Annotated in this window: 16 protein-coding genes; 2 read left to right on the top strand and 14 right to left on the bottom strand. The window is 35.0% G+C overall.

Going from position 1 to position 22,926, the window contains the following annotated elements:
* Positions 1 to 34: 34 nt before the first annotated feature.
* The 7 genes from BKH43_RS05650 to BKH43_RS05620 all read right to left on the bottom strand — a co-directional run bounded on the left by BKH43_RS05650 (position 35) and on the right by BKH43_RS05620 (position 7,587).
* Positions 35 to 430, bottom strand: a complete 396-nt coding sequence (locus BKH43_RS05650; protein WP_095229478.1) for a hypothetical protein — start codon at positions 428 to 430, stop codon at positions 35 to 37.
* 384 nt (positions 431 to 814) lie between these two features.
* Entirely contained in the window at positions 815 to 2,368 is a 1,554-nt protein-coding gene (locus BKH43_RS05645; protein WP_095229476.1) for a DNA recombination protein RecN, read from the bottom strand.
* Entirely contained in the window at positions 2,365 to 3,294 is a 930-nt protein-coding gene (locus BKH43_RS05640; RefSeq protein ID WP_095229474.1) for an NAD(+)/NADH kinase, read from the bottom strand. The genes BKH43_RS05645 and BKH43_RS05640 overlap by 4 nt, the downstream gene beginning before the upstream one ends.
* Positions 3,295 to 4,128 carry a J domain-containing protein gene (locus tag BKH43_RS05635; protein WP_253248059.1) on the bottom strand — a complete coding sequence of 278 codons (834 nt, stop codon included), beginning with the start codon at positions 4,126 to 4,128 and terminating at the stop codon, positions 3,295 to 3,297.
* A gap of 10 nt (positions 4,129 to 4,138) precedes the next feature.
* A complete protein-coding gene (locus BKH43_RS05630; RefSeq protein ID WP_095229472.1) occupies positions 4,139 to 5,524 on the bottom strand; it encodes an aminotransferase class V-fold PLP-dependent enzyme in 1,386 nt (461 codons plus the stop codon).
* Positions 5,525 to 5,538: 14 nt separating this feature from the next.
* Positions 5,539 to 6,723 (bottom strand): cation:proton antiporter, encoded by a 1,185-nt coding sequence (locus tag BKH43_RS05625; protein ID WP_095229470.1) that lies wholly within the window; start codon positions 6,721 to 6,723, stop codon positions 5,539 to 5,541.
* A 21-nt stretch (positions 6,724 to 6,744) separates the two neighbouring features.
* Positions 6,745 to 7,587 carry a biotin synthase gene (locus BKH43_RS05620; RefSeq protein ID WP_095229468.1) on the bottom strand — a complete coding sequence of 281 codons (843 nt, stop codon included), beginning with the start codon at positions 7,585 to 7,587 and terminating at the stop codon, positions 6,745 to 6,747.
* 207 nt (positions 7,588 to 7,794) lie between these two features.
* On the opposite strand from BKH43_RS05620, the gene BKH43_RS05615 reads away from it, so the two are divergent.
* Both BKH43_RS05615 and gmd read left to right on the top strand, forming a co-directional pair.
* Positions 7,795 to 8,391, top strand: coding sequence for an endonuclease (locus tag BKH43_RS05615; RefSeq protein ID WP_095229492.1), 597 nt, complete (start codon positions 7,795 to 7,797; stop codon positions 8,389 to 8,391).
* Positions 8,392 to 8,486: 95 nt separating this feature from the next.
* Entirely contained in the window at positions 8,487 to 9,599 is a 1,113-nt protein-coding gene (gene gmd, locus BKH43_RS05610) for a GDP-mannose 4,6-dehydratase (protein WP_095229466.1), read from the top strand.
* A 305-nt stretch (positions 9,600 to 9,904) separates the two neighbouring features.
* On the opposite strand, the gene rmuC is transcribed toward gmd, so the two are convergent.
* The 7 genes from rmuC to BKH43_RS05575 form a co-directional block, all read right to left on the bottom strand.
* A complete protein-coding gene (gene rmuC / locus BKH43_RS05605; protein WP_095229464.1) occupies positions 9,905 to 11,323 on the bottom strand; it encodes a DNA recombination protein RmuC in 1,419 nt (472 codons plus the stop codon).
* Positions 11,324 to 11,749: a PaaI family thioesterase gene (locus BKH43_RS05600; RefSeq protein ID WP_253248058.1), complete on the bottom strand. Its 426-nt coding sequence runs from the start codon at positions 11,747 to 11,749 to the stop codon at positions 11,324 to 11,326. It lies immediately after the preceding gene.
* Positions 11,750 to 11,767: 18 nt separating this feature from the next.
* A complete protein-coding gene (cmoB, locus tag BKH43_RS05595) occupies positions 11,768 to 12,655 on the bottom strand; it encodes a tRNA 5-methoxyuridine(34)/uridine 5-oxyacetic acid(34) synthase CmoB (protein WP_095229460.1) in 888 nt (295 codons plus the stop codon).
* A gap of 4 nt (positions 12,656 to 12,659) precedes the next feature.
* Positions 12,660 to 13,664, bottom strand: a complete 1,005-nt coding sequence (locus BKH43_RS05590; RefSeq protein WP_095229458.1) for a hypothetical protein — start codon at positions 13,662 to 13,664, stop codon at positions 12,660 to 12,662.
* Positions 13,665 to 13,749: 85 nt separating this feature from the next.
* On the bottom strand, positions 13,750 to 15,243 hold the full coding sequence (gene nhaA, locus BKH43_RS05585; protein ID WP_095229456.1) for a Na+/H+ antiporter NhaA: 1,494 nt from the start codon (positions 15,241 to 15,243) through the stop codon (positions 13,750 to 13,752).
* Positions 15,240 to 18,272, bottom strand: coding sequence for a UvrD-helicase domain-containing protein (locus tag BKH43_RS05580; RefSeq protein WP_095229454.1), 3,033 nt, complete (start codon positions 18,270 to 18,272; stop codon positions 15,240 to 15,242). The genes nhaA and BKH43_RS05580 overlap by 4 nt, the downstream gene beginning before the upstream one ends.
* Positions 18,273 to 18,468: 196 nt before the next feature.
* Positions 18,469 to 22,737 carry a S6 family peptidase gene (locus BKH43_RS05575; RefSeq protein WP_095229452.1) on the bottom strand — a complete coding sequence of 1,423 codons (4,269 nt, stop codon included), beginning with the start codon at positions 22,735 to 22,737 and terminating at the stop codon, positions 18,469 to 18,471.
* Between the last annotated feature and the right edge of the window lie 189 nt (positions 22,738 to 22,926).

Here is a 22,926-nt window from a genome sequence, read left to right as displayed (position 1 = left end):
CCCTTAAAACCTTTTTTGTTTAACTTTTTTATTTTTAATGGCCATTTTTCGCTTTTAAATAATTTTGGTTTTTTCCACCCAAGTCGGGTTGTCTTTGATATATTAGTGGGTTTGGATCTTTTTGTCCAAAATAATACCCTTCCCCCCCCCCCCCCCCCCCCCCAAGTCTGATATCATTGACGCCATTGATGGCTTTAGATATGAGGGCTAATTGATCTTTTTCATCCATACCTTTTACTAGACTACCTAGAGAATCTGCCATAGAATCTATAGTGGTTTTTAATGTCTTATCTGCGTTTTCATAATAGGCTTTAGTTAAACCATCTTGAAAAAGATTTATTTGATACTTGTTGTTGTAGAAGAAGAGTATAAAAACGACTATGAAGATTATAAATATAAAAGACATGAAAGATATAAGTTTTAATTTCATAAGTGGAAGTTCCTTTTCTTTGTAAGATAAAAATGGTCAAGACTTAGTTAAATATAGTTTAACTTATGAGACTGAGAAGTGTTATTTAAACATAAATACCACTCAAATGTAAAGTTTACTTGATGAATTAGTCACATTTTTATACATATAAGGTTTTAGTTTTTATGAAAAGTTGATGTAAAAAGCTTATGGTGGTTTTTATTATCTACATTATCACTATAAATGACTACTAAGTAAGTTATGTGGAAGTTGAAATGAGAAAAGATAGAATCTAAATTTTAACACTAGATTATCTTAGGCTACCTTACAACTTGCGCAAGGATATATGAAGAGATTCTAATAAGCCTCTTGCGGCTTACTTTTATAAACTCTTTCCCCGAACTCTTATTTCCCTAAACTTTTTCTTGCAAACTCAAGAGCTTCTTTGCTTGGAGTATCACCACTTATCATGCGCGCTATCTCATCTACTTTTCCTTCAAAGTCAAGCAATTTTATCTCTGAGTTATCTTTGTTTTTTAAGACTTTATAGTGGCTATCACTTAGTAAGGGCATATGAGGTTGGTGGGATATAGCAAAGATTTGATACTTAGTGCTTAGTGTTTTTAGTAAGGCTGCTACCCCTTGGCTTTCAACTCCACTTAAGTTAGCATCTATCTCGTCTAATACTAATACATGCTCGCCCTTATCAGCCTTGCTTTTATCTATGCTAGTAGAAGCACAAAGCATGCAAAGCCTTAGCCTGTTATACTCCCCACTACTTAAGTTTTGTTTATCAGTTTTATTTAGAAAGATATAAAGCATATCTTCACCTTGGGTGTTTAAGCTTGCTTTTTCTAGCCTTAGTTCTATCTTATCAAGATGCACACTTTTAGCATAGCTAGTAAGTAAGTCACTAAGACTAGGGAGGCTAGCCTTTCTTAGGGCGCTTATCTTGCTAGCTTTATCTTTTAAGGCCTTATCTAAAGTACTAAGTTTTTTTTGCATAGATTCTATATTAAAGCTTATGTTGTTATATTTATCTAAGTTTTGTTTTTGGATGTTTAGGTGGGAGAGGGCTTCTTCTATGCTTCCATAACGGCGTTTTAAGTCACCTAGGGCTTCAAGGCGAGTTAGAGTTTTTTCAGTATCAAGCTCTAAGTTTTCATACTCATCTATAGCTCTTTCTATCTCTACTCTTAACTCAGTAGCACTTTCTAAGAAAGCACTAGTTTCTATCCCTACGTTTTCACAAAACTTCACTACAGAATCTAGCCCATCTAAAGTATGTAAAACTGGCTGCGCGCTTGAAAGAATCTTATCTTTAAAAGAAAGCTTTTTTTTAAGACTTAAAAGCTCTTCATACTCGCCTACTTTTGGGTTTATGGCTTCTATCTTTTGTATCTCAAAGTTAGCAAACTCTTTTAAGTTGGCTATATTTTGTTCTTCTTCGCGTAAAACTTCTAGCTCTTTTAGTACTAACTTATAGTCTTTATAGTCTTGCTTGTAGTTTTCTAAAAGCATCTCATAGTCACTAGTTTTAGTAGCTATTAAAGAATCTAGTACATTTAGTGCGTGTTCGCTTTCTAGTTCGCTTGCATTTTTAGCACTTATATATTTAGCAAACTTTGAAGTAAGCTCATTTACTTTTTTCTTTGACACTGCTTGGTTGTTTATGAAGTAGCGCATACCATTAAGACGCTTTATGCTTATAGTTAGTAAGTCTTTATCTTCTGAGAGTATGCCTAGGCTTTCAAGCTCTTTATCTATATCTTTTATAGTTATATCTGCTTCAACCAAATCAGCATTTGGCTCTTTTAGCCCAAAGATAGCAAGGATAGATTCTAAAAAAACTGACTTACCACTCCCGCTAGCACCACTTATGACATTAAAGCCCATTTTTAAGTCTAGCTCTAGGCTTTTAAAGGTAGGAGAGTTTTTTATAAAGATCCTATCTATCATGCGCCCCAGCCAAACTTTTCTCTTAAGGTGTCAAAGTAGTTTTCACCTAGGTTTACAAGATAGGCTTTGTGTTTTGCACTATGGACTATAAAAACTTCTTCTTTTAAAACTTCTAGCCTTTCTTGACCATCACAAACCACGCAGCTATCTTTGTTAAACTTAAAAGCTAGGTAGAAACTATCATCAAGGATTAATGGGCGTTGGGTTAGTGAGTGGGCACAAACTGGAGTTAAAAGTATATTTTTGCAGTAAGGATACACGACACTTCCACCAGCTGAGATGTTATAAGCACTAGAGCCTGTAGGAGTAGCTACTAGTAAGGAATCTAATCTATACTCATTTATGAGCTTGCAAGAGCTATCTTTTTGAAAAAGTATGTCTTTTTTGCTACTGCTTATATAGGCTCTTATATCTGTCATGGAGTAGTCTTTTTTGCCTAGCAAGAACTCATTTAAGCAATAGACTTTTTTACTTTTTTTTATGATTTTCCCGTTGCTATCTACTCTAAGAACAAAGCCTTCTAACATCATATGTTCATTTAAGTCATATTCATTAGTCTTTAAACGCTTTGCCATCATCTCTATCTTATCTGGCAGGATAGTTGTTAGAAAGCCTAAGTGGCCTGTGTGTATACCAAGTATGGGTAGGTTGCTAGAGTAGCTTCTTCTAGCTAGGGATATAAGCGTGCCATCTCCCCCTATACTTATTAACAAGTCTGCTTCTTTAAGGATAGAATCTAAACTAACTCCATCTTTACTGCCTAGCATGTTAGCGCCGTCTTCTTCCAAAAAGGTTTTTATGCCAACTTTTGCTAAGGCATCTACTAGAGCATCATAGATAGGCTTTATAGAGGGGCTATTAGGCCTTAGGGATATGCCTACTTTTTTTATGGGTTTTTTAGTCTTACTAGACTTGGTGCTTTGCATCTAGCTTGCTACTTTACAAGAGTTTTTCACAACTTCATAAGCTTCTTTTATAGCTATAAAACGCGTTATATAAGCATCAACTATCTCTTTGTTTTTGCCATAAACCATATCTGGATGGTAGGTTCTAACTAGCTTTAAGTAGCGTGATTTAACAACTCCAAAGTCATCACCTATATTAGAATCTAAAAGCGAGTAGCTTCTTCTAAGCTCTCTTTCTTCTCTTGTTAAAAAGCTTTGAGCGCTAGCACTTTCAAACTTCTCTTTACTCATGAAGTCGTTAAACTCAAAAACTAGCATGACGTTGTGGATGATCTTAAAACTTATTAGATTAATGATCTTATCCCAAAACTCTTGACCTACTGCATTTAGATAGATCTCATTACCCTTATCGCTAAGGCAGTATTTTTGAAAAAAGAGCTTTATATATCTTTTTGCTACAAAATTTTCTTTTTCCATCTTTAAAAGCACACGGTTTATGCCTATAACGCTTGCTTTTATGCGGACTTGTTCTAATAAGTCATCTTCACTAGTTATCTTTATATGCAAAGGTAGGTGAGCACGATCTAGTGCTTCTTTGATTATAGAATCTAAGGCTTTAGTCTCAAGACTTGGCGCACTTGCATGTATACACCACTGCAGCAAGTACTCCTTCTTATAAGTTTCTCCATCATCTAAGATTAAAACTGATGAAGATAGTTTGATGTTTTGGCTAAAGTGTTTATTAGCGTAGTTTATAACCTTCCTTAAGAGAAGGGAGTTTTTTGGTAGTCTAACTTGTACGTATTTATCACAATATGAAATCATGCTAGGTTCTATGATCTGCCTCCTAATCAAGGTTCTTGCCTTAAGCCATTTTATTACGTAAGATTCTAACACTTTTAGTAAGAGAATCTAAAAAATAGTATATATTTTCCAAACTTTCACAAAAGTGAGGACTTACTCTTAACCAGCCTGGTTTTTCATCTAAGTCTTTAAAACTTTTAGCCTTTAGGCCTAAAAGCTCATGGCCATAAGGGCCTGCACAAGAGCAGCCTGCACGCGTTTGGATATTATACTCACTGCTTAGCATATAGCTTAGAGAGTAAGGTGAGATGCCTGCTACATTAAAGCTTATGCAAGCTGTTGCAGATTTGTAACTTTCTCCATAGATGCTAATAGCTGGGATATTTTTTAACTCGTAAAGTAAAACTTGTCTAAGTGCTTGTTCTTTTAGTTCTATATAACTAAAGCCTACCTCATCTACTAGCTGGAAGGCTAGGGCAGTTCTTACTAGGCCTAAGATATCTAAAGTGCCTGCTTCTTCCCTTCTTTCTATATCTAAGAAGTACTCTTGTGTAAGGCTATTAGCATATTTTATACTCCCGCCACCTGCAAAACTTGGAGGCAGTGTTGCATCATAAAGCCTTGTATCAAAAGCTAAAAGTGAGCTAGCACTAGCTGCACCTAGGAGTTTATGGCTTGCATAGCTTGCTATATCAAAGTATCTACCTTCTACTAGGAGGTGGGGCGCGCTTGCTGCTAGGTCATACATAACTATAAAGTCTTCTTTTCTTAAAAGAGGGCTAAGATCTTTAAAAGGGGCTATAAGGCCAGTGACGTTGCTTGCTAGATTAAAACTTGCTAGTTTTATCCCCTTTAAAGCACCCTTATTTTTAAGGGTATCAATCTTTGCTTGAGTGTTTTCTAAACTAAACTCTAAGTTAGTATCTAAACTTACTCCTTCACTTTTAAGTAGGCTTTCCCTCCATGAGATCTCATTAGAATGATGTTCAAATCCACCATGGAGGCATACACCTAGTGGTTTTGGATGCAGTATCTCTTTTAGTTTTGGTGGAATATAAACTCCTAGTATCTCTTGAGCCCTTTTTATAGCAGAGCTTGAGTTAGGGAAGTTACAAAGCAGGGCAAAGTTTGCTTCAAGTTTTAGAATCTTTTTTAATCTAGTCTTAGCTTCATCATAGATTAAACTCATAAGTTGTGCGTGAGTGCTTGAGTTTGAGTGGGTATTAGCAAGATAGGGCAGGAGTTCACGTATGCGTTTTTCTATAGGCCCAAAAGCTAAAGCGCTTGCTGAGTAGTCTAAGTAGACATGGCCTTTATTAAGGATGATATTTTCTCTTATATATTTAAGTGCGTCTGTGTAGTCAAGCCTTGCATCTAGCTTAGAGCTGCTTTTAAACTTTTGCAAAAATGGAGCATAAAGTCTACTTAGAATCTTATCTTGGGTCATGTTGTTTTTAGTCCTTAGGGTTTATCTTGTTTTATCTTGTGGCTTTTAAAGTTGTAGATAAACTTTATGGCCATATTAAAAAGTATACCTTCTAAAATCGCAGCTATTATAAAAGCATAGTAGGTTTTTTCATCTATGGCTTCTAGGGAGTAGCCTAGTGAAGCAGTAGCTACTAGAAAAGTTAAAGGCATACAGTCACTAAAGGCATAAAGCATAGTGTTTTTTACACTCTTAAAGTAGCTTTTAAAAACTATGGTAGCTGAAAGCATCCTTATAGCAAGCATGCCAAGTATGATTAAGATTCCATGTACTAAGACACTATAATCAGCAAAGACTTTAGTTAGATCTAGGGTTGAACCTACGTGTATGAAAAAAGCTGGTACAAAAAAGCCAAAGCCTACGTCATTAAGCTTGTGTATCATATCTGTCTTGTAGGCAAAAAAAGTTGCCACTATCATGCCTGCTAAAAATGCCCCTAAAACTAGCTCTAAACTTAAAAGCCCAACTACCATTATAAGCACGAAAAAAAGCATCATAGAAAAGCGTATATCTTGCGAGTTAGAATCACTAGGTGGCATAAACCAAAGTCTAAGTTTAGGCTTCCACCATATAGCTATCTTACCTACCCTAAAAAGCACAGCTATAACTACTATAAAGCCTATTAAGATGCCTAAAGTTTTATAAAGACTAAGGCTTGTAAGACCATAACTATAAACACCATTAACTATAACTAGTGCTACTATGCTTACAAGCTCGCCCACTATGCCAATTTTTAGGGCTATATTTAGCCACTCATTATCCTTGCCATAGGTTCTAATAAGCGTTATTATCACGCCTACACTCATAACTGGAAAAGTAGCTATATATAAAAAAGGTAGATTTAAGACTACTACTATAACTGTTGCAAAACCATAAAGTAATACAAAGTAAAAAAATGCACGTTTATAGAATCTTTTTCCAAGTTGTAAAAAGCCTCTTAAGTCTACTTCCATGCCCGCTAAAAACATTAGGTACAAAAAGCCAATTTGAGCAAGGATTTCTAACTCGTGAGAGTTTTTTAAGATCCCACTATAAAAAGCTAGTGCGCCTAGGACCATCTCAGAGACTATGATAGGTATCTTAAATAATCTACCTATATAAGGTGCTATAACTATGAGAAAGGCTAGGACTGCGAAGTTAACAAGGTTAAGCTCCTCCATATCACTTCTTAACTCAAGTTACTACATAGCATGGCAGCTAGTAGCTATATCTAAGTCATAAGACTTTAACATACCTATATCGCGTGCTGGAGAAGCCCCTTTAGTAGTTAGGTAGTTACCTAGTACTATGGCATTAACCCCATATCTAAAAAGATCTGCTTGATCTTCCCCAAAGACTGCTTCCCTCCCACCTGAAATCATCAAGCGTGAGTTAGGCAAAAACTCATGAGTTAAGACCACACACTCTAGGGCTTCTTTTTTGTCCATAACTTTAGTTTCTATGGGCAAGGCAGGATTAGGCATATAAAAGTTAAGTGAGATAGTGTGAGGGCTAAGCTCACGCAAGGCTTTTAAAAACTCTATCCTTTGAGAAAAACTCTCCCCTAGACCATAGATCCCACCACAACAAAGCCCAAGTCCAGCCCTAAGAGAATCTTCACAAGTTTGATATCTTTCTTCCCAAGTATGGGTTGAACAGATGCGAGGAAAAAAGCTTTGTGCAGTTTCTAAGTTATGGTTATAGCTATCTACACCATGTTCTTTTAAGTACTTTAAAGATTCTAAAGAAGCACTCCCACAACAAGCTATTAAGTGTAAATCTAAATCCTCTTTTTTTAAAGCATAACTTGCGCGTGCTATGTAGTCTAGCTTATCATCATCTAAGCTTCGTCCTGAAGTCACTAAACAAAAACCTAGCATGCCAAAACTTTTAAGATACTTTGCTTCTTTGATAATAGTTTCAATTGGCTTAAACTTATAAGTATCAACCTTAGTTTTATAGTGCACGCTTTGAGTGCAGTAAGCACAGTCTTCAGGGCAGTTACCACTACTTACATTTGATATAGAACAAAGAAATATAGACATGACACTTCTCCTTATAAGTTTGGCTGGGTGGTTATAATATGTCTTAATTTATATCATATACGCTTACTTAAAGCAAGCACTTAGAATCTAGGATAACTTTTAATGAAACTAAGACTTCTATCACTAATGTTTATTGCAAGCTTAAGCTTAGTTTTTGGAGCTTCAAGTACTAAGTCTCACTCACCTTTAAGCTCTTTTCCTCTTAATATGCATGCTTCAAACTTTGCAGAAGCTAAAAGGGAACTTACTAAATACTATGCTAGTTTACCTAAAGACAAAGAGATAGACTTTTACTGTCAAGTGCCATTTCATGCAGTTTATAAAGGCAAGCGTGTAAGTTTAGAGCTGCTTCCTAGTAGCAACTACACCCCGCGTAATAAGTACACAAAAAAAGGCAAGCTTAACTTAAGGGCTAGACGTATAGAGTGGGAACACATCATGCCAGCTTACAACTTTGGAAGGCACTTAGAATGCTGGAGGGAGGGCGGCAGAAAGGCATGCCAAAAAGATCCTACTTTTCAAAAGATGGAAGGTGATATGCATAATCTAGTGCCTGCAGTTGGCGAGATAAATGGAGATAGAAGTAACTTTAGATATGCACAAGCTCCAAAAGATTTGAAGTACACAGAGTATGGAAACTGCAAAGTTTATACAGACTTTAAGGCTAGAAAGTTTTACCCAGCTAACTACTCTAAAGGAAAGATTGGCAGGACTTATCTTTATATGAGCAAGACTTATCACATCAACCTAAACCCAAAAGAAAAAGCCATGATGGAAGAGTGGGCTAAAAAGTATCTAGACTAAATAAGTTTTTATATCATTTGGCTTTTTCATTTCTTGTAGATAAGAAGGTTGCACTTTGTTATAATCTCACTTAAGACAACACTTTAGGAAAGCACATGGAAAAAGTAGCATTAATCACAGGTATAACAGGGCAAGATGGCGCATACCTTGCAGAGTATTTATTAAATAAGGGCTATATGGTTTATGGCATCAAACGGAGAAGCTCACTTTTTAACACAGATAGGATAGACCACCTTTATAAAGACCCCCACGCTAAAGATTCTAAGTTTAAACTTTTTTATGGTGACTTGACAGATTCAACTAACCTTATACGTATAGTTCAAGAAACCAAACCTCATGAGATTTACAACCTTGCAGCTATGAGCCACGTTGCAGTTAGTTTTGATACACCAGAATATACGGCTAATGCTGACGCACTAGGCACTTTAAGATTGCTAGAGGCCATTAGAATCTTAAAGCTTGAAAGCCACACTAAGATTTATCAAGCAAGCACAAGCGAGCTTTATGGACTAGTGCAAGCTGTACCTCAAAGTGAAACTACTCCTTTTTATCCACGTAGTCCTTATGCTGTAGCTAAGCTTTACTCTTACTGGATAACAGTGAACTATAGAGAGGCTTATAATATTTTTGCGAGTAATGGAATCTTATTTAACCATGAAAGTCCTATAAGGGGGGAGACCTTTGTTACGCGTAAAATCACTCGCGGGGTGTCAAAAATCGCCCTAGGCCTTCAAGATAAACTCTACCTTGGGAATCTAAGCGCAAAAAGAGACTGGGGACATGCAAAAGACTATGTGCGCGCTATGTATCTAATACTCCAACAAGATACTCCAAGTGACTTTGTTATAGCTACGGGCGTTACTACTGAAGTTAGAGAGTTTGTAAGGTTAAGCTTTAAAGAGTTAGGGATAACAGTAGAGTTTAAGGGTGAAGGCATAAATGAAGTAGGAGTAGTTACAAAGTGTGAAGGAGACTACAAGATAAAGCCTGGCACTGAAGTAGTAGCAGTTGATAAACGCTACTTTAGACCAACAGAAGTTGAGCTTTTGCTAGGGGATCCAAGCAAGGCTAAAAACTTACTTAACTGGGAACCAGAGTATGACTTAAAGGCTTTAGTAAAAGATATGATGAAAAGTGATATTAAGCTAATGCAAAAAGATAAGTATCTTCAAGATGGCGGCTATAAGACTTTTTCGTATTTTGAGTAAAGGCATGAGTTAGCTTGGGCTTAAATTAAATACAAAACGATAAATAGTCTTACTTAAAAAGAAGGGGTGAAGTTTAAGCCTTGTGACTAAAGCTTAAACTAGGAGTTTTTAAGTGGAAGTAACTACTTTCTAAAGTGAAGTCTTATTGCAAGAACTATAGAGGTTTTGTTTACAAGGCAAGATGCAGTAGATCGTGAAAGCGTGCCATGAGATTAAGCCTTGCTTCAAAAGTGTAAGTGTTACTTAGTGCTTATGGTTTGACTGCTTTTATAAAGCTTTTTATCTTCTAGCTTAAAAACCTTTGCTTACTTTGAAAAATCTAAACTCATATCATCTTTAGAATCTGCTTTTATATCTACTAGTCCTTCACTAGTTTTAAGCTTTTTAAGCGTAGTGATACTACTTTTTATAGAGCCCTTGCCAGCTACTTTTATAAAGGCTTTTTCATACTCGCTTTTTGCCCTATCTAGATTTTTCCCAACAGCTTCTAAGTCATTTTCAAAGTTTTCAAACTTAGTTATGATGTTATTAACTTGCTTTATTATCTCATTAATATTTTTATCACGTGCTGCATCTTGCCAAATCTTAGCGATGATAGAAAGTATAGGCATAAGGGTACTGCTAGAAGCTAAAAGGATCTTTTTCTCATAAGCCTTTGCTATAAGGCTAGAATCTTTTCTAAGTGCTTCTATGTAGGCCCCTTCTACAGGGATAAACATGATGACATACTGGAAGCTACTTTGTTCTATCTTAAAGCCTAGTTTTTCTTTACTAAGAGTGTCATTATAGATATCTAAGTCTTGATAGCTTTTTTTAGAAAGTCCTTCTATATGGTTTTTTATACTAGAAAGATTCTCATCTAAAAAGCTTGCATCTTGTGTTTCACAGTAGTTTACATAAGCCTTTAGGCTAACTTTAGAATCTATAATCACTACTTTTTCATCAGGCAGTTTTATGATGACATCAGGACGCAAGTTATTACTAGCTTCATCTTTAATATTTGTCTGCACGAAAAACTCCCTATCTTTTTGAAGCCCACTTGCTTCAAGCATACGCTCTAGTATCATCTCTCCCCAGTCACCTTGTACCTTGCTATCCCCTTTTAAAGCCTTTGTTAGTGCTTTAGTCTCAGTGCTCATGGCAGCATGAAGCTCATTTAAATGTCTAAGACTAGTAGTAAGCTCGGTTTGCTTGGTGTGGGTTTCTTTAGTGGAGTTTAAAAGCTCAGTTTTAAAGTGTTCTATGGCTTGTTTTAGTGGATTTAAAGTTTGGATTTGTTTTTCTTCTAAGTCTTTTTCTCTTTTTTCTAAGATATTAGCACTTATACTTTCAAACTGTGCTTTTAGGTTTGCTTCATGCTCTTTTCTTTGGGAATCTAGTGCGGCTTTATTATCTTTTAAAGTTTGCTCATAGATAGCATGCTGCCTTTGCAACTCACCTTCAAAGCTTTTTTGCAAGGCAAGTTTTTCTTGCTTAAAGTTTAAAGCCTCACTTTCTAGTCTTTGTTTTAACTCATCTATTTGCTCTTCTTTTTGTGTCTTATAAGACTTATATATCTCATCTTGAGAAACTAGCTTAGAGGCTAGATCATTAAACTTTAACTCTAAGGCGTGCATCTTTTGAAAGTCTTGGGACTGAAGCTCTTTAAGAGCTTTGCTCTTAAAAGCTAAGAAGATAGAAAGTAGTATAAAAACTACGCAAAGTATGATTAAAGCTATAAGCATCTAGCTTTCTCCTTTTTTAAGCTTAAATATCCCCTTATCAAACACAGCTATATAAAACATGCCGTAAAAAACTTTAATATCAAGCAAGTAGCCTTCAACTTGCACTTCGATCTTTTTAGTGTCATCTTGTAAGGCATTAGCCTTAAAGTTTATAGTGTAGCCTAGTTCTATGGGTGCAAGGAACTTTATATCAGCGCCTATAACTAGGCTATTTTTCTTATTAACCGCAACTAGGGCACAAAAGCTAGCTGAGTTAAAGATAAAGCCACTGCTTATAAGTCTATTATCTAGCCTCATGTCTTCAGTTGGTGTAAAGTTAAGATGGGCTGTGCCTTGAGAGATATGTGTTAACTCACCTGCAAGCTTGGTGTTTATATCAAGGGCTATATTTCTTTCACTAAGACTGGTGTTTGTTATCTCATCCATGGTTATCCTTTTTAAGTTTTATCGTTTTAATATAAATATGGCGCGTTGTACTCTTGGCCTTATAGATTCTATGTTATCTCCTAGACTTTTAGAATCTATAAAAGGAGTGCTTCGTTGTTCCTTGCTAGTAGTATAGCTTTTATGCACTAAGTCACAATTTTTAAAGCCAGCATGAAGACTAAGATTAACTAAAGCGCTAGGGGAGAATAAAAAGTAGACATTTTTCATCCCTGCATAGGTTGGGTAGGGTGTGTAGCTAAGTGGAGATTTGGAGTTTATGATTAGCGTTTCTAAGATTAGTGCGCCATCTTTTTTAGTGATGTTAAAAAGCTCTTTTAAAGTGTTTAGTGGGTCTTTTCTATGATACAAAACACCTAAGCAAAGCACTAGATCAAAGCTTTTTTGTAGTAAGTGAGAATCTTCTATGCCTAAAAGTCTATAGTTTATATTTTTAAAGTTAGCTAGTAAGTTTATAAACTCAAACTGCTTGTAAAAGCGCCCACTTGGATCAAGACAAGTTATACTTTTTGCACCCTTTAATGCTAGCTCAAAAGCATAGTAGGCATTATTAGCCCCTATGTCTATGATGTCACTGTCTGCTAGGTTTATATCACTAGCTTTTACAACCTTTAAAAGAGCAGAAAGTTTTATAAAGCTTTGCCACTCAGAATCTATAAAGTAGCTATCTAGAAAAAAAGGCCCCTTACGCCAGGGCTTTAAAGCTAGGATATAGTCTTTTACTTCTTTGCTTAAAGGTGCATTTAGACTTAGATGTAGTCCATTTTTAGATTCTACTTTTAAGGCTTTTGGAAGACTTAAACTTTTAAGGTCTCTATCTAGTGCTAAGATATCTTTAGCTGCTAGTAGTTTTTTTTCTTTATCTAGTAGATTATGCACGTGTTCCATAGACTTAAAATAGTCCTTTTGAAGTGGTATCTTTTATAAAGCTTTGATGCAAAAAAGTAGTTTTTAAGCCATAAGTCAAGCATAGATTAAAATCTGAAAGCTTTATAGTTTTTATAAGACTATCTTTATCCTTGAAAATTTGGAAGTTAGTAAAGTCTTTAGAGCTAGTAAAAGTGCTTTTAAGATCTAGGGCTAAAAGCATAAGCTTTAAGTGCTTAGCTTCTTTTTCTAAGTAGTCTGCAAAAAGCATAAAGACGTCTTTGTTATTTATAAGCATGAGTGTTTTAAATGTTTCTTTTTCGCTTAAATAAAGAGTAGTATCTAGATAGAAAAACTCTATAAGTGCACTTTTTTTATAGTTTATCAAAGAGGGCTCTAAAGAGGCTATCTCGCAAGTTGCTAGTAAGGTTTCTAAGTAAGGTAAAAATACATAAGGCAAAGGCAAATTAAAAACTTTATCTTTATAGGTATATGTAGTTTCAAGTAGTGTGTGAGTAAGCAAGCCTAGTTTGCTAGTAACTTTTATCTTTGAAGATTTTAAAGTGTTAGGTAGTAAATCTTTTAGGCTTTTATCTTTAGTTAGCAAAAAAAAGCACTCTAAAGAACTTTTGTCATAGATAAACTCTATAAGCTTTTCTAAACCACTTTCTTCAAATATATATGCATCAAGCTCTAAGTCTTTAGCTAGTTCAAGCTCTAGGCTTTCAAGTATTACTAGTTTTATGTTTTGTGCACTTAGGATGTATCTTGTAAGTAGGTTTAAGGCTTCAAGGATAGAATCTACTTGTATCCATGCTATCTCATCATCTATAATCTCACACTTACCACAAAATACTATCCCATAAGCCCCTTTTTCTACAGCCTCTTTTATCTCTTCTTTATTCTTAGCAAAAAAAAGACTGCCAGTTTTTACGTGAGTTACATCGCAGGTTATGGAAAGAAAGGCGCTTATAAAGGGCGCGTTAACTAGCTTGCCATAAGTTGTATCTAAAACTTCAGTTATACGCATAGCCTTTAATTAGCCCTCCTTTTTTAATGCTTGCTTTTAAGCCTAGCTTGTGAGTAGTTTTTTTAAGCTCTTATTTTAGCTTTTTTTAAAGCTCCTCTTCTTTTATATTAGACTTTTTAGATGTGCTTAAAGTTAGCCCTATAACTCCAACTACAGCTGCTATGGCTGAGGCTATAAGTATGCTTATCTTGCTTAGATCTATAGCTTCAACGTTGGTTTTATAGGCTAGATTTGCCACAAACATAGACATAGTAAAGCCTATGCCAGCTAGCAAGCCAACTGAAAGTATGTGAGAGTTACTTAGGCCTTCAGGTCTTTTTGCAAGGCCGATTTTTTCACTAAAGATGGTGAACAAAAAGATCCCTATAGGCTTTCCTATAACAAGGCCCAAAATAGTTCCAAGTAAGATTCCATCTATATGGAAGTCTAGCCCTGCTCCAACTGTTACTCCAGCGTTTGCAAAGGCAAAAAGTGGTACGACAAAGTAGGCATTTAATGGTTGAAGGATGTACTCTATCCTAACTAGTGGATTTTGGGCGTATTTTGAATAGCGTGAGATAGTATCAAGTAGCTCTACTCTTTTATGCTCTTCATGCATATCTACTTCACGTTGAGCATCACTTTTTGGGCTTATAAAGTTTTTTATATTTTTATAAGCACCTTTAAAAAAGTCTCCTATGCCGAAAACTATACGTGCAAATATATTGCTTCTTTGAATCTCTAAGACATTAAAACTTTCAGCACTTGCACGCGTGCTAAAGTAGAGTTTGTTGTAGGCTTCTTTTAGTTTTAAGTAGCTATTTCTTGAGACTTGAGACTTACCTGGGATGATAAAGGCTACTAAAACTGCAGCTATTGTTGCATGTATCCCGCTAAAAAAGATAGCAAACCAGAGTATAACCCCTATAACAAGATAGGCTGAGATGTACTTTATATCAAGATAGTTAAAGATGATAAGTATAACTAGTAAGACTATGGCTACATAAATCCACTCCATATTTATAGCCTCAGTATAAAAAACAGCAATTACTATAATAGCCCCTAAGTCATCAGCCACAGCTAAGGTTACAAGAAAGATTTTTATAACTGGAGGGATACGCTTTCCTAAAAGTAAGATAACTCCCAAAGCAAAGGCTGTATCAGTACTCATAGCAACCCCAAAGCCTTCAGCACTAGGAGTTCCGTGGTTAAAAAAGATATAAATCACACTTGGTAAAACTAGCCCACCTATAGCCCCAAAGACACTAAAGCTAACTGCTTTAAATCCGGCTAATTCACCATATAAAACCTCTCGCTTCATCTCTAGCCCTACCATCAAGAAAAAAAGCGACATAAGCACGTCATTTATAAAATGTATGATGCTTATGTGAGCTAGGACTAAAGGCCCTACTTTAAAGTCTATATAGTGATGCCAGATATCAAAGTAGATATTTTTAAAATGAGAGTTTGCGATAACCATAGCTATAACAACACAGAAAAAAAGTAAGATCCCACCAAAAGATTCGTGGGCTATAAAGCCTTTTAAAGTTTGTCTTAGGCTAGTGCCATTTTCTATTTTGTCGTAGGTCTCTCCGCTCATGCGTCTCCTTTTTGTAGTAGAACTTTTTGTACTTTCATATCACTGCTTGTTATATAGACCAGTAAGCCTTTTAGTGAGTTAGGATTATAGTAGGTGTCTATAAAGTCTAGGTAGTCTTTAAGCTGTGCTTCATACTTGCTTGTAAGTGTAGGGTTAAAAGAGCTTTTAAACTCCAAGACTACAAAGTCATCTTTATTGTGTAAAAGCGCATCTATGCGTCTTAGTCTCTTGTTTGATAAAAAGGATACTTCAGAGCTTATCTTTTTGTCTTTAAAAGCATTATCTAAAGACTTATCTTTTATAAGACTTAAGGCTTTTATACTTAGGTCTTGAAGCATCTTTGCATCTAAGAAAAAGCCAAACTCACTAAGTAATATATCTTTTAAGTTTGGATTAACCTCAGTGTATCCTAGACTTAACTCTAAGCCCTTATGAAGTGCTAGCCCTTTAAGGCTAGAATCTTTTAAGCCTAGGGAATATAAAAGTGTGTGATTACTTTCTTCATCTTTTTTCAAAAACTTACTTTGAGTTTCAGGATGAAGCCCAAAGGTGTGAAACCTTCTAGTTTCTTTAGCTACTTTATGTTGCGAGTTTACTTCTAAAGGAGCCTTTATAAAACCAATCTCAAAAGGCGCTAGATTCAAAATAGTAGCTATATCTTTTTGTGAAACTTTAGGCTTAACTAAAGAGATATAAAGGCTTTCTCTTGCTCTTGTAAAAGCTACATAGAGGCGATTTAATCTATCTATAAAGTCTAAGTTGTCATTTTCTTCTTTTGCCTTAGCATAGCTTTCATCTATAAACTCTTTATTAGCACTTTTAAAAACTATCTGTTTTAAGTTTAAGTCTTTATAGTTATATATTAAAGCATCACTTTTTTGTGATGAGTTAGTATCTAAAAAGACAACATGTTTAAATTCTAGTCCCTTAGAGGCATGAACAGTTATAATCTGAAGGCTTGAAGTTTGTTGCAAGATAAACTTTACACTTTTAGCTTTTTCATAAAGCTCATCTATGGAAAGGACATTTTTACTCTCTAAGCTTAGTTCTAAAAACTGCAGTGCTTCATGTGAGTTTAAACTAAAAGCATCTATAACTTTTTTTATCTGTTTTGGAAGTGAGAGGTTTAAGTCTAAGTCTTGTGGTAAAGAGATATCTTCAAAGTAGCTTTTTCCTAAAAGCTTATCAAGCTTTTTTTGATAAAGCTTAGCTGTCTTTGTTTGAATGCTTTTAAGACTTAAATCTTTAGCTGCTTTTATACTTTCTTGTAAGTTTTTAAGTTTTAGTGCGTAAAAGATAATCTTTACGTGTTTGGTTTCATTTAAAGGCTCTTTGCCATCTATGCTAAAGTTAAGCTTAAATCCTTCTTCTTTGGCTACATTTATAAGGGATTCGCCTGTTTTTCTTTTCATAACCAAAACTACTATTTCTTTAGAATCTATACCCTTATCTAGCAAAAAGTTTATATGGTTTAAAGCACTAAGGCAAGCAGTATATGAAGGATCATCATCTTTTTCTACTTTTTGAGCTATAACAACTTTTACAAAGCCATCTTCTTTGCTTTTTGGAATCTGTGGCGTATAAGTTATAGGCGTGCTTTCAAAAGCTTTTTTAAAGGTGTCATTAACAAAATCTACTATGTTGATACTAGATCTGTAGTTATATTTTAAAAGCTTTTCTTTTGTGTAGGTTAGGGCGTGTTTGTATACTTCTGGATTAGCACCTCTAAAACGATAGATGCTTTGTTTATTATCCCCAACGAAAAATAGTTTTTTAGGCATCTCGCTTGTGCCCTTGCCACTTCTAAACTCTTCAAAAAGTGGTGAGAAAATCTTATACTGCATCATGCTAGTGTCTTGAAACTCATCTATAAGCATGTGAGAAAAGCTTCCATCAAGCCTAAAGTAGAAAAACTCACTATTAAACCCTTTTGCCTCCATAAGACTTTGCTTAAAGCTTGTATCACTATCTTTACTTTTTCCTAGCATAAGCTCAAAAACTTTTTGTTTTACTAGATCAAAACTTAGGCTATTAGTCCTTAGGCTTATGCGCAGTAAAGATCTTTCATAAATATCAATTATCTTTATAAGGTAGGAAAATCTTATCTTTTCATCTAAAGCTTCTTTTTGTCTTAAAAGCTCTTGGATTTTCTCTTGAAAGTCTTTTATGTTTTGTTTTTCTTCGTCCTTTAACTTAAAACTACTAAAGGCACCTTTTGCAAAAACATAGTCTAAGTCATAAAAAAGCCTTGAGTTTAGTAGGGACTTATTTTCAAAGCTATTAAATATACTTTTTATGTTTCTGTTATCAAAGTCAAGTTTTTTAGAGATAGATAAAGTGGTAAGAAAGTTTTTAAAGCTAGTAAGTGTCTCTTTAAGTAAGGCTTTTATTAAGGCTTGTTGCTTATTTGCTTCTTTTATATCTTGAGTGTCTTGTGGGTAGTGTTCAAACTCATAAAACTTATCATGTAAGGTCTCTAAAAGATCTAAGATATCATTTAGGTCTATTTTATTATTTAACTTCATAAGGCTTAAAAGTAAGTTTAACTCTTTATTATCTTTTAGAATCTGTTCTAAAAAAAGGCCTAAAAGCTCTCTCTTATCAGCAAAACCTACATCAAAATCACTTTTTATCCCCACAAAAAAGCTAAAACGCCTTAATATTTTGTTAAATAAAGAATCTATAGTGCCTATAAACGTACTACTTTTTAAGTAGTTAAGATAGATTTTTTGTATATGCTTTATAACAAAAGCTTCATCTATATCAAACTCACTTTTTAAGCCTTCTAGTAAGCTTATAGCTAAAGGATCTTTACTTAAGGTGTTTTTGTTTTGTGCGTAGTTTTTAAGTGTTTTTAAAAATTTTAATACACGCTCACTCATCTCAAGACTGGCTTTTTTTGTAAAAGTTATGGCAACTATTTGGGATGGTTCTGCTTGTTTTAGTAGTAGTGCTACATAGGTAAGGCAGAGGGCGAAAGTCTTTCCACTTCCGGCTGAGGCACTAAGTAAGATGTGATTTTCTTCCATACAGAATCTTTTTTTGTTTAATTTTACCTTAAGTTTTGATAATCAAAAGCTAAAAGCAGTGCACAAGGGGGATTTTATAAGTTTTAAGATCTAGGCTATATTTTAAGCATCACTAGATAAAAATTAAGGAAACTAAAAGTAGTATAAAGTCTTTTTTTGCTTAGGATTTTATGTAAAGCTAACAAGCAAAAAACTTTTACCATCTAAGCTTAAACTCTAGTGTGCCAAATAAGCTATCATCTTTAAAAACTAGCCCTTTTATATAGCCTACATTAGCACCTAAAGATACAAGGTCAAAAAGCTCTAGCTCACCTCCAAGCATGGCTTGTATGTAGGTGTTATTAGGAGTGTTAGATTTGTATACTAAGTTATCTGCTAGAACTAAACCGCTATCACCCAGTCCTAAAAGCTGTTTTAGACTAGGAATAAAGTAAAGATAAGATTTAGCACTAAAGTACTTTCTTAACTCTAAGCCTAGCTCACCATTTAAGTAGGCACTATTTTTTACATAGAGGTTGTTTAAAAAAGAGCTAGTAGTGCTTGGTTTGTGCTGAAGACCTAAGGTGTAGCCTAGTCCAAGAAAGGGTTTTAAGATTAAGGTGCTTGTTGCTTTAAAGTTAAGCCCATATCTTAGTCTAGTGTTTAGGTTTGTGCTTAGATAGTTTTGTTTTCTAGTTAGGAGGTTGTTTGTATCGCTGATGTTTAGCTGGTTATCCCCGATATTAAAAGAGGCTAGTAAGTCTAGCTCCCCACGTTTTAGCAAGACACCTAAAAGGTTGCCATAGATTCCAACTTCATAGTTTTGAGATCTATTGTCTAAAGATATGCTTTCAAAACTTCCATCTGTATTAGCAGTTGCATAGGTTCCATAAACTCCAAATATACCCTTTGAGTAAGTTCTATCATATCCTAGACTTACTCCATAGATATTTGCAAAAGCACCTTTTAGTGTTCGTCTAGCACCTATTAGATTTATCCAAGCGGCATTTTTCTTTTCATCTAACTCTAAGACATCAAGCACTGTTTTTAATACTAGATTGTTTGCATTTATATCACTTAGAGTTGTTTGTGAAAGATTATGCATGGTATTTATATTGCTAGCTAGGGCAGTTTTTGTATCTAGTTTTAAAGGCTTGTTAAAAGCTAGTGGATTATGGGCTTTTATCATCCTAGCACCTGATACTAGGGCTATGTTGTCTTGAAGTGTTTTGTTTACTTGCGTAGGTAGATTAAGTCTAGCTAGACCTTCAAGACTAGAATCTAGCCTTTTAGTTAGGCTATCAAACCTATCACCAACTAAGTTGCCTTTGTTTATCTGTCCATTAAACACAGCATCATCTTTTATCATAGCTTCTTTTAGCCTGCCTAATCTAGTATCACCCTTTAGCTTACCTAGCATCTCTTCTTTTAAAATCTCACCTACACTTTTTGGCTTATTTGAAGGAGGTAAGGTTGCAGTAGATTTTGTAAGTAGCTCTTTTGTCTTAGCCTCTGTTATATCTTGTGGTTTAGGCTTATTAGATTCTTTTTGTATTTCTTGTAAGACCTTTTCTTCTTTTTGCTTTTTTAAAAGCTCTTCTAGCCTAAGTTTTTCTTCTCTTTTAGCCTCTTCTTCCCTCCTAGCTTTTTCTTGCAACTCTTTTTGTTTTAGTTCTTCTTGTCTTTTAGCCTCAGCTTTTTCTTCTGCTAGATCTGCTTTAGATTTTATAGTATCTAATGTCTTGGGTGTAGTAGTTATCTTAAAACCTACATCCTTAGTAGTTAAAGTCTTTGTTATAAATGTAGTATCACTTAGTTGTCTTAGGCCTTTTGTAGTGTTAGTGTTAAAGTTGATATTATTTTTAAACTTAGTTTGAAGCTGCACATACTTAGTATCATTACTTGATATTTTAGTAGCTCCTTCAAGATAAGAGATACCTTCACTTGCATTTAAAAGAGTGTAGTTTTTATCTAAGTAGGTAGCAAAAAAGTTTAGCTCTGGTAAGGCTATATTTATATAAGACTGCATAGAAAAGCTAGCAGTGCTTACTTTTATAAAAGGTATATCTGGCGTAAGCTTTGTTATATTAAAGTTAAGGCTAGCACTAGCTACATTTAGTGCTTTTAGAGTGCTTGCTTTAGTAAAGTTTAGTGCGCTAAAGTTATCTAAGTTTAAGGTTCCTAGTTGCGCACTAGAGTTAGGATTTATACTTCCAGTAAAACTAGCACTATTAATATTAAAAGTAGAGTTAGTAGCTAGTGTGATATCACCGCGTAGTGAGGTAGGAAGCAAGTTAGGATCTAAGTAGCTTTCTTTATCAAGACCAAGCTTTAAGGCTTCACTTTTTAAATCTTGTGCGTAAAGCACTCCATAAAGCCTATCGACACTTACTAAGTCGCCATTTTTTATACCTAGGTTTAAAGTGGCATTTTTTCCTAAAGTAGCATCAGCCTTAACTTCAGCGTGATAACCAACATCTAAGCTTGCATTTTCTTTTAAGTGCATGCCTTCTTTAAAGATATAAGTGTTAGTTTCCCAGTCACTTTGTGAAGCACTAGGTTGGATGCCAAAAGATATAAGCGGGCTATTTCCTTGTGTGTCTGGAGCATCTATTAATATGCTTTTATTATAAGCGTGCAAGACTGGATTACCCTGCAAAGTTAGTCCACTAGTTTTAATATCTAGCCTGCCATTACTATCCACTCCACCATCAAAGATAAGCTTATGGCTTCCATTAGACTTATAAACTAAGTTAGCGTTACCAGAAAATCTCCCATGATAAGCCTGCATATGTGAGTTTTTAGAATCTGGAGCTTTTTTAAATGTAGGATTAGAATTTTCATTTTTATAAGGATTAATATCATCTCTAGTGTTATTTAGAGTTATAGTATTAAAGGTCACATTAGTATTAGTTATATTAGCGCCCTTATCATAGGCGTTAAACTGAGTTAGAGTTATATCATGCCCATTTAGATCTAACACTCCTCCATCACTTCCAAAGTAAAGCTTATCAAAGTCAAGTTGATTATCACTAAGTAGCTTAACTATAGCCCTCCCACTAACTATCTCTAACTTATCAAAAGCCTTGCCTTCACTTTGATTAAGCAAAACACTTCCATCACCAATAGATGCATCGCCTAGATTATCCCCACTTCCTTGTATTAAAAGCGTACCTTTGCCTACTTTATGAAGGCTATCTCCTTTTATGCCTTTTAGCGTCCAAGTGACTTTTTTACCTTCACTTATATCAAGTCCAGCGCCTACAAAGTAGGTATTAGCATCTTTGCCTTGAATAATATAGTTTCCTTCAAAGTAAAGGGCCCCTGCACCTAAGTTTATAGAATCTACTAAGTTGATATCTATACTTTCTTTACTTTCGCTTGTAAAAACTAAGTCTTTAGTAAGGCCACCAAGACGAAGTCTTCCAAGCTCATCTGGAGTTTTATTTCTATTCTCTTTATTCATACCTATATATTTGTAAGTTTTATCTCCTTGAGTTAATGTCCCTTCACCCTTATCATTATAAAGATTCCAAGCGATAGTTTCACTTCCTGTTAAGTTAGCACTTATAAAAGACTTTGTGTACTTAAAAGTATCACTTTGCATAATGTTTGCATTATGAGTGCTTCCTACTGCTGGAGTGCCATTAGGACCATTTCTAGAGCTATTAGAGTGGGCTGCAAAGAGATACCACTTATCATCACTCTTATCATAGATATAAAGTGGGCTTCCGCTATCACCACCATCTACATAGCGATAAAGAGGCTCTTTCTCATCAAAAGTATTTGTGGCTATGTAGCGATAGATTCCATTACTTCCAGTGTGAGTGGAGATAGTTATACCTCCTGTTTTATAGCCTAAAGCACCTGCTAGCATCACTACTTGTTTACTAGGAGCTATGCCAGACATCCTTCCAGCCCCTACACCAACTACGTCTCCAAACTTAGTTTTATCACCTGGAAAATCATCACTTCTTAACTCAACATCACTATATTTAGTAGCTATGCTTGACAAAGGTCTAGTGCTAGTTACTAGCTTATGGAAACGACCTACATAGTAGTCTTTTGGATTATCCCATTTACTTCTTTTTTCTGCTATTACATAGTAGCTTTTCTCTCCATTAAAAGTAACTCCACTGCCGCGTTCATATCCAGTAAAAGGCCCTTCTCCCTCCAAACTAGTTGATGCAAAGCCACTTGAAGTCATGTGCCCTACACTTACGCCATATCTCTCATTAAACATAGTGACATTCCCACGCACATCACTATTGCCTGAAAAATCTGGGATAGAATCTATATAGCCAGCTATACTTCCATCTTTTTTATAAACTGGCACATTAGTAGCGCCAGCTTTAAAACGACCTCTATTTTCCGCGTAGTCAAGGTACTGCTGAAAGTCTACATCTGTCCTTATCCCACCAGCAAAGCTAAAAGAGCCTAGAAAGATTCCAAGAGTTAGACTAAGTTTAAAGGTATGTCTTGTCATTTTAGGCCTCCTTATCTTTGCTTTTTGTGCTATCTGTTAGTTCTTTGAAGTCATTTTATCTTTTTAAATCTTAAGTATTTATGGAGAAATATTAACAAACTAATATATTAAGCGCTAACTAAATATACTAGTTTGTAGTTTTTTGATAGTAAAAAGTAGGCATCACAAAATAGATTCTATATAGAATCT

The sequence above is a fragment of the Helicobacter sp. 13S00401-1 genome (assembly GCF_002272925.1).
Classification (GTDB): domain Bacteria; phylum Campylobacterota; class Campylobacteria; order Campylobacterales; family Helicobacteraceae; genus Helicobacter_I.
The sequence above is the reverse complement of the archived record's forward strand: the minus strand, read 5'-3'. Positions and strand labels throughout refer to the sequence as shown.

What these genes read in the sequence shown, in the direction of transcription:
- BKH43_RS05650 (WP_095229478.1), bottom strand. Translation starts at nt 430, where the DNA reads ATGAAATTAAAACTTATATCTTTCATGTCTTTTATATTTATAATCTTC.
- BKH43_RS05645 (WP_095229476.1), bottom strand. Translation starts at nt 2,368, where the DNA reads ATGATAGATAGGATCTTTATAAAAAACTCTCCTACCTTTAAAAGCCTA.
- BKH43_RS05640 (WP_095229474.1), bottom strand. Translation starts at nt 3,294, where the DNA reads ATGCAAAGCACCAAGTCTAGTAAGACTAAAAAACCCATAAAAAAAGTA.
- BKH43_RS05630 (WP_095229472.1), bottom strand. Translation starts at nt 5,524, where the DNA reads ATGACCCAAGATAAGATTCTAAGTAGACTTTATGCTCCATTTTTGCAA.
- BKH43_RS05625 (WP_095229470.1), bottom strand. Translation starts at nt 6,723, where the DNA reads ATGGAGGAGCTTAACCTTGTTAACTTCGCAGTCCTAGCCTTTCTCATA.
- BKH43_RS05620 (WP_095229468.1), bottom strand. Translation starts at nt 7,587, where the DNA reads ATGTCTATATTTCTTTGTTCTATATCAAATGTAAGTAGTGGTAACTGC.
- BKH43_RS05615 (WP_095229492.1), top strand. Translation starts at nt 7,795, where the DNA reads ATGCATGCTTCAAACTTTGCAGAAGCTAAAAGGGAACTTACTAAATAC.
- gmd (WP_095229466.1), top strand. Translation starts at nt 8,487, where the DNA reads ATGGAAAAAGTAGCATTAATCACAGGTATAACAGGGCAAGATGGCGCA.
- rmuC (WP_095229464.1), bottom strand. Translation starts at nt 11,323, where the DNA reads ATGCTTATAGCTTTAATCATACTTTGCGTAGTTTTTATACTACTTTCT.
- BKH43_RS05600 (WP_253248058.1), bottom strand. Translation starts at nt 11,749, where the DNA reads ATGGATGAGATAACAAACACCAGTCTTAGTGAAAGAAATATAGCCCTT.
- cmoB (WP_095229460.1), bottom strand. Translation starts at nt 12,655, where the DNA reads ATGGAACACGTGCATAATCTACTAGATAAAGAAAAAAAACTACTAGCA.
- BKH43_RS05590 (WP_095229458.1), bottom strand. Translation starts at nt 13,664, where the DNA reads ATGCGTATAACTGAAGTTTTAGATACAACTTATGGCAAGCTAGTTAAC.
- nhaA (WP_095229456.1), bottom strand. Translation starts at nt 15,243, where the DNA reads ATGAGCGGAGAGACCTACGACAAAATAGAAAATGGCACTAGCCTAAGA.
- BKH43_RS05580 (WP_095229454.1), bottom strand. Translation starts at nt 18,272, where the DNA reads ATGGAAGAAAATCACATCTTACTTAGTGCCTCAGCCGGAAGTGGAAAG.
- BKH43_RS05575 (WP_095229452.1), bottom strand. Translation starts at nt 22,737, where the DNA reads ATGACAAGACATACCTTTAAACTTAGTCTAACTCTTGGAATCTTTCTA.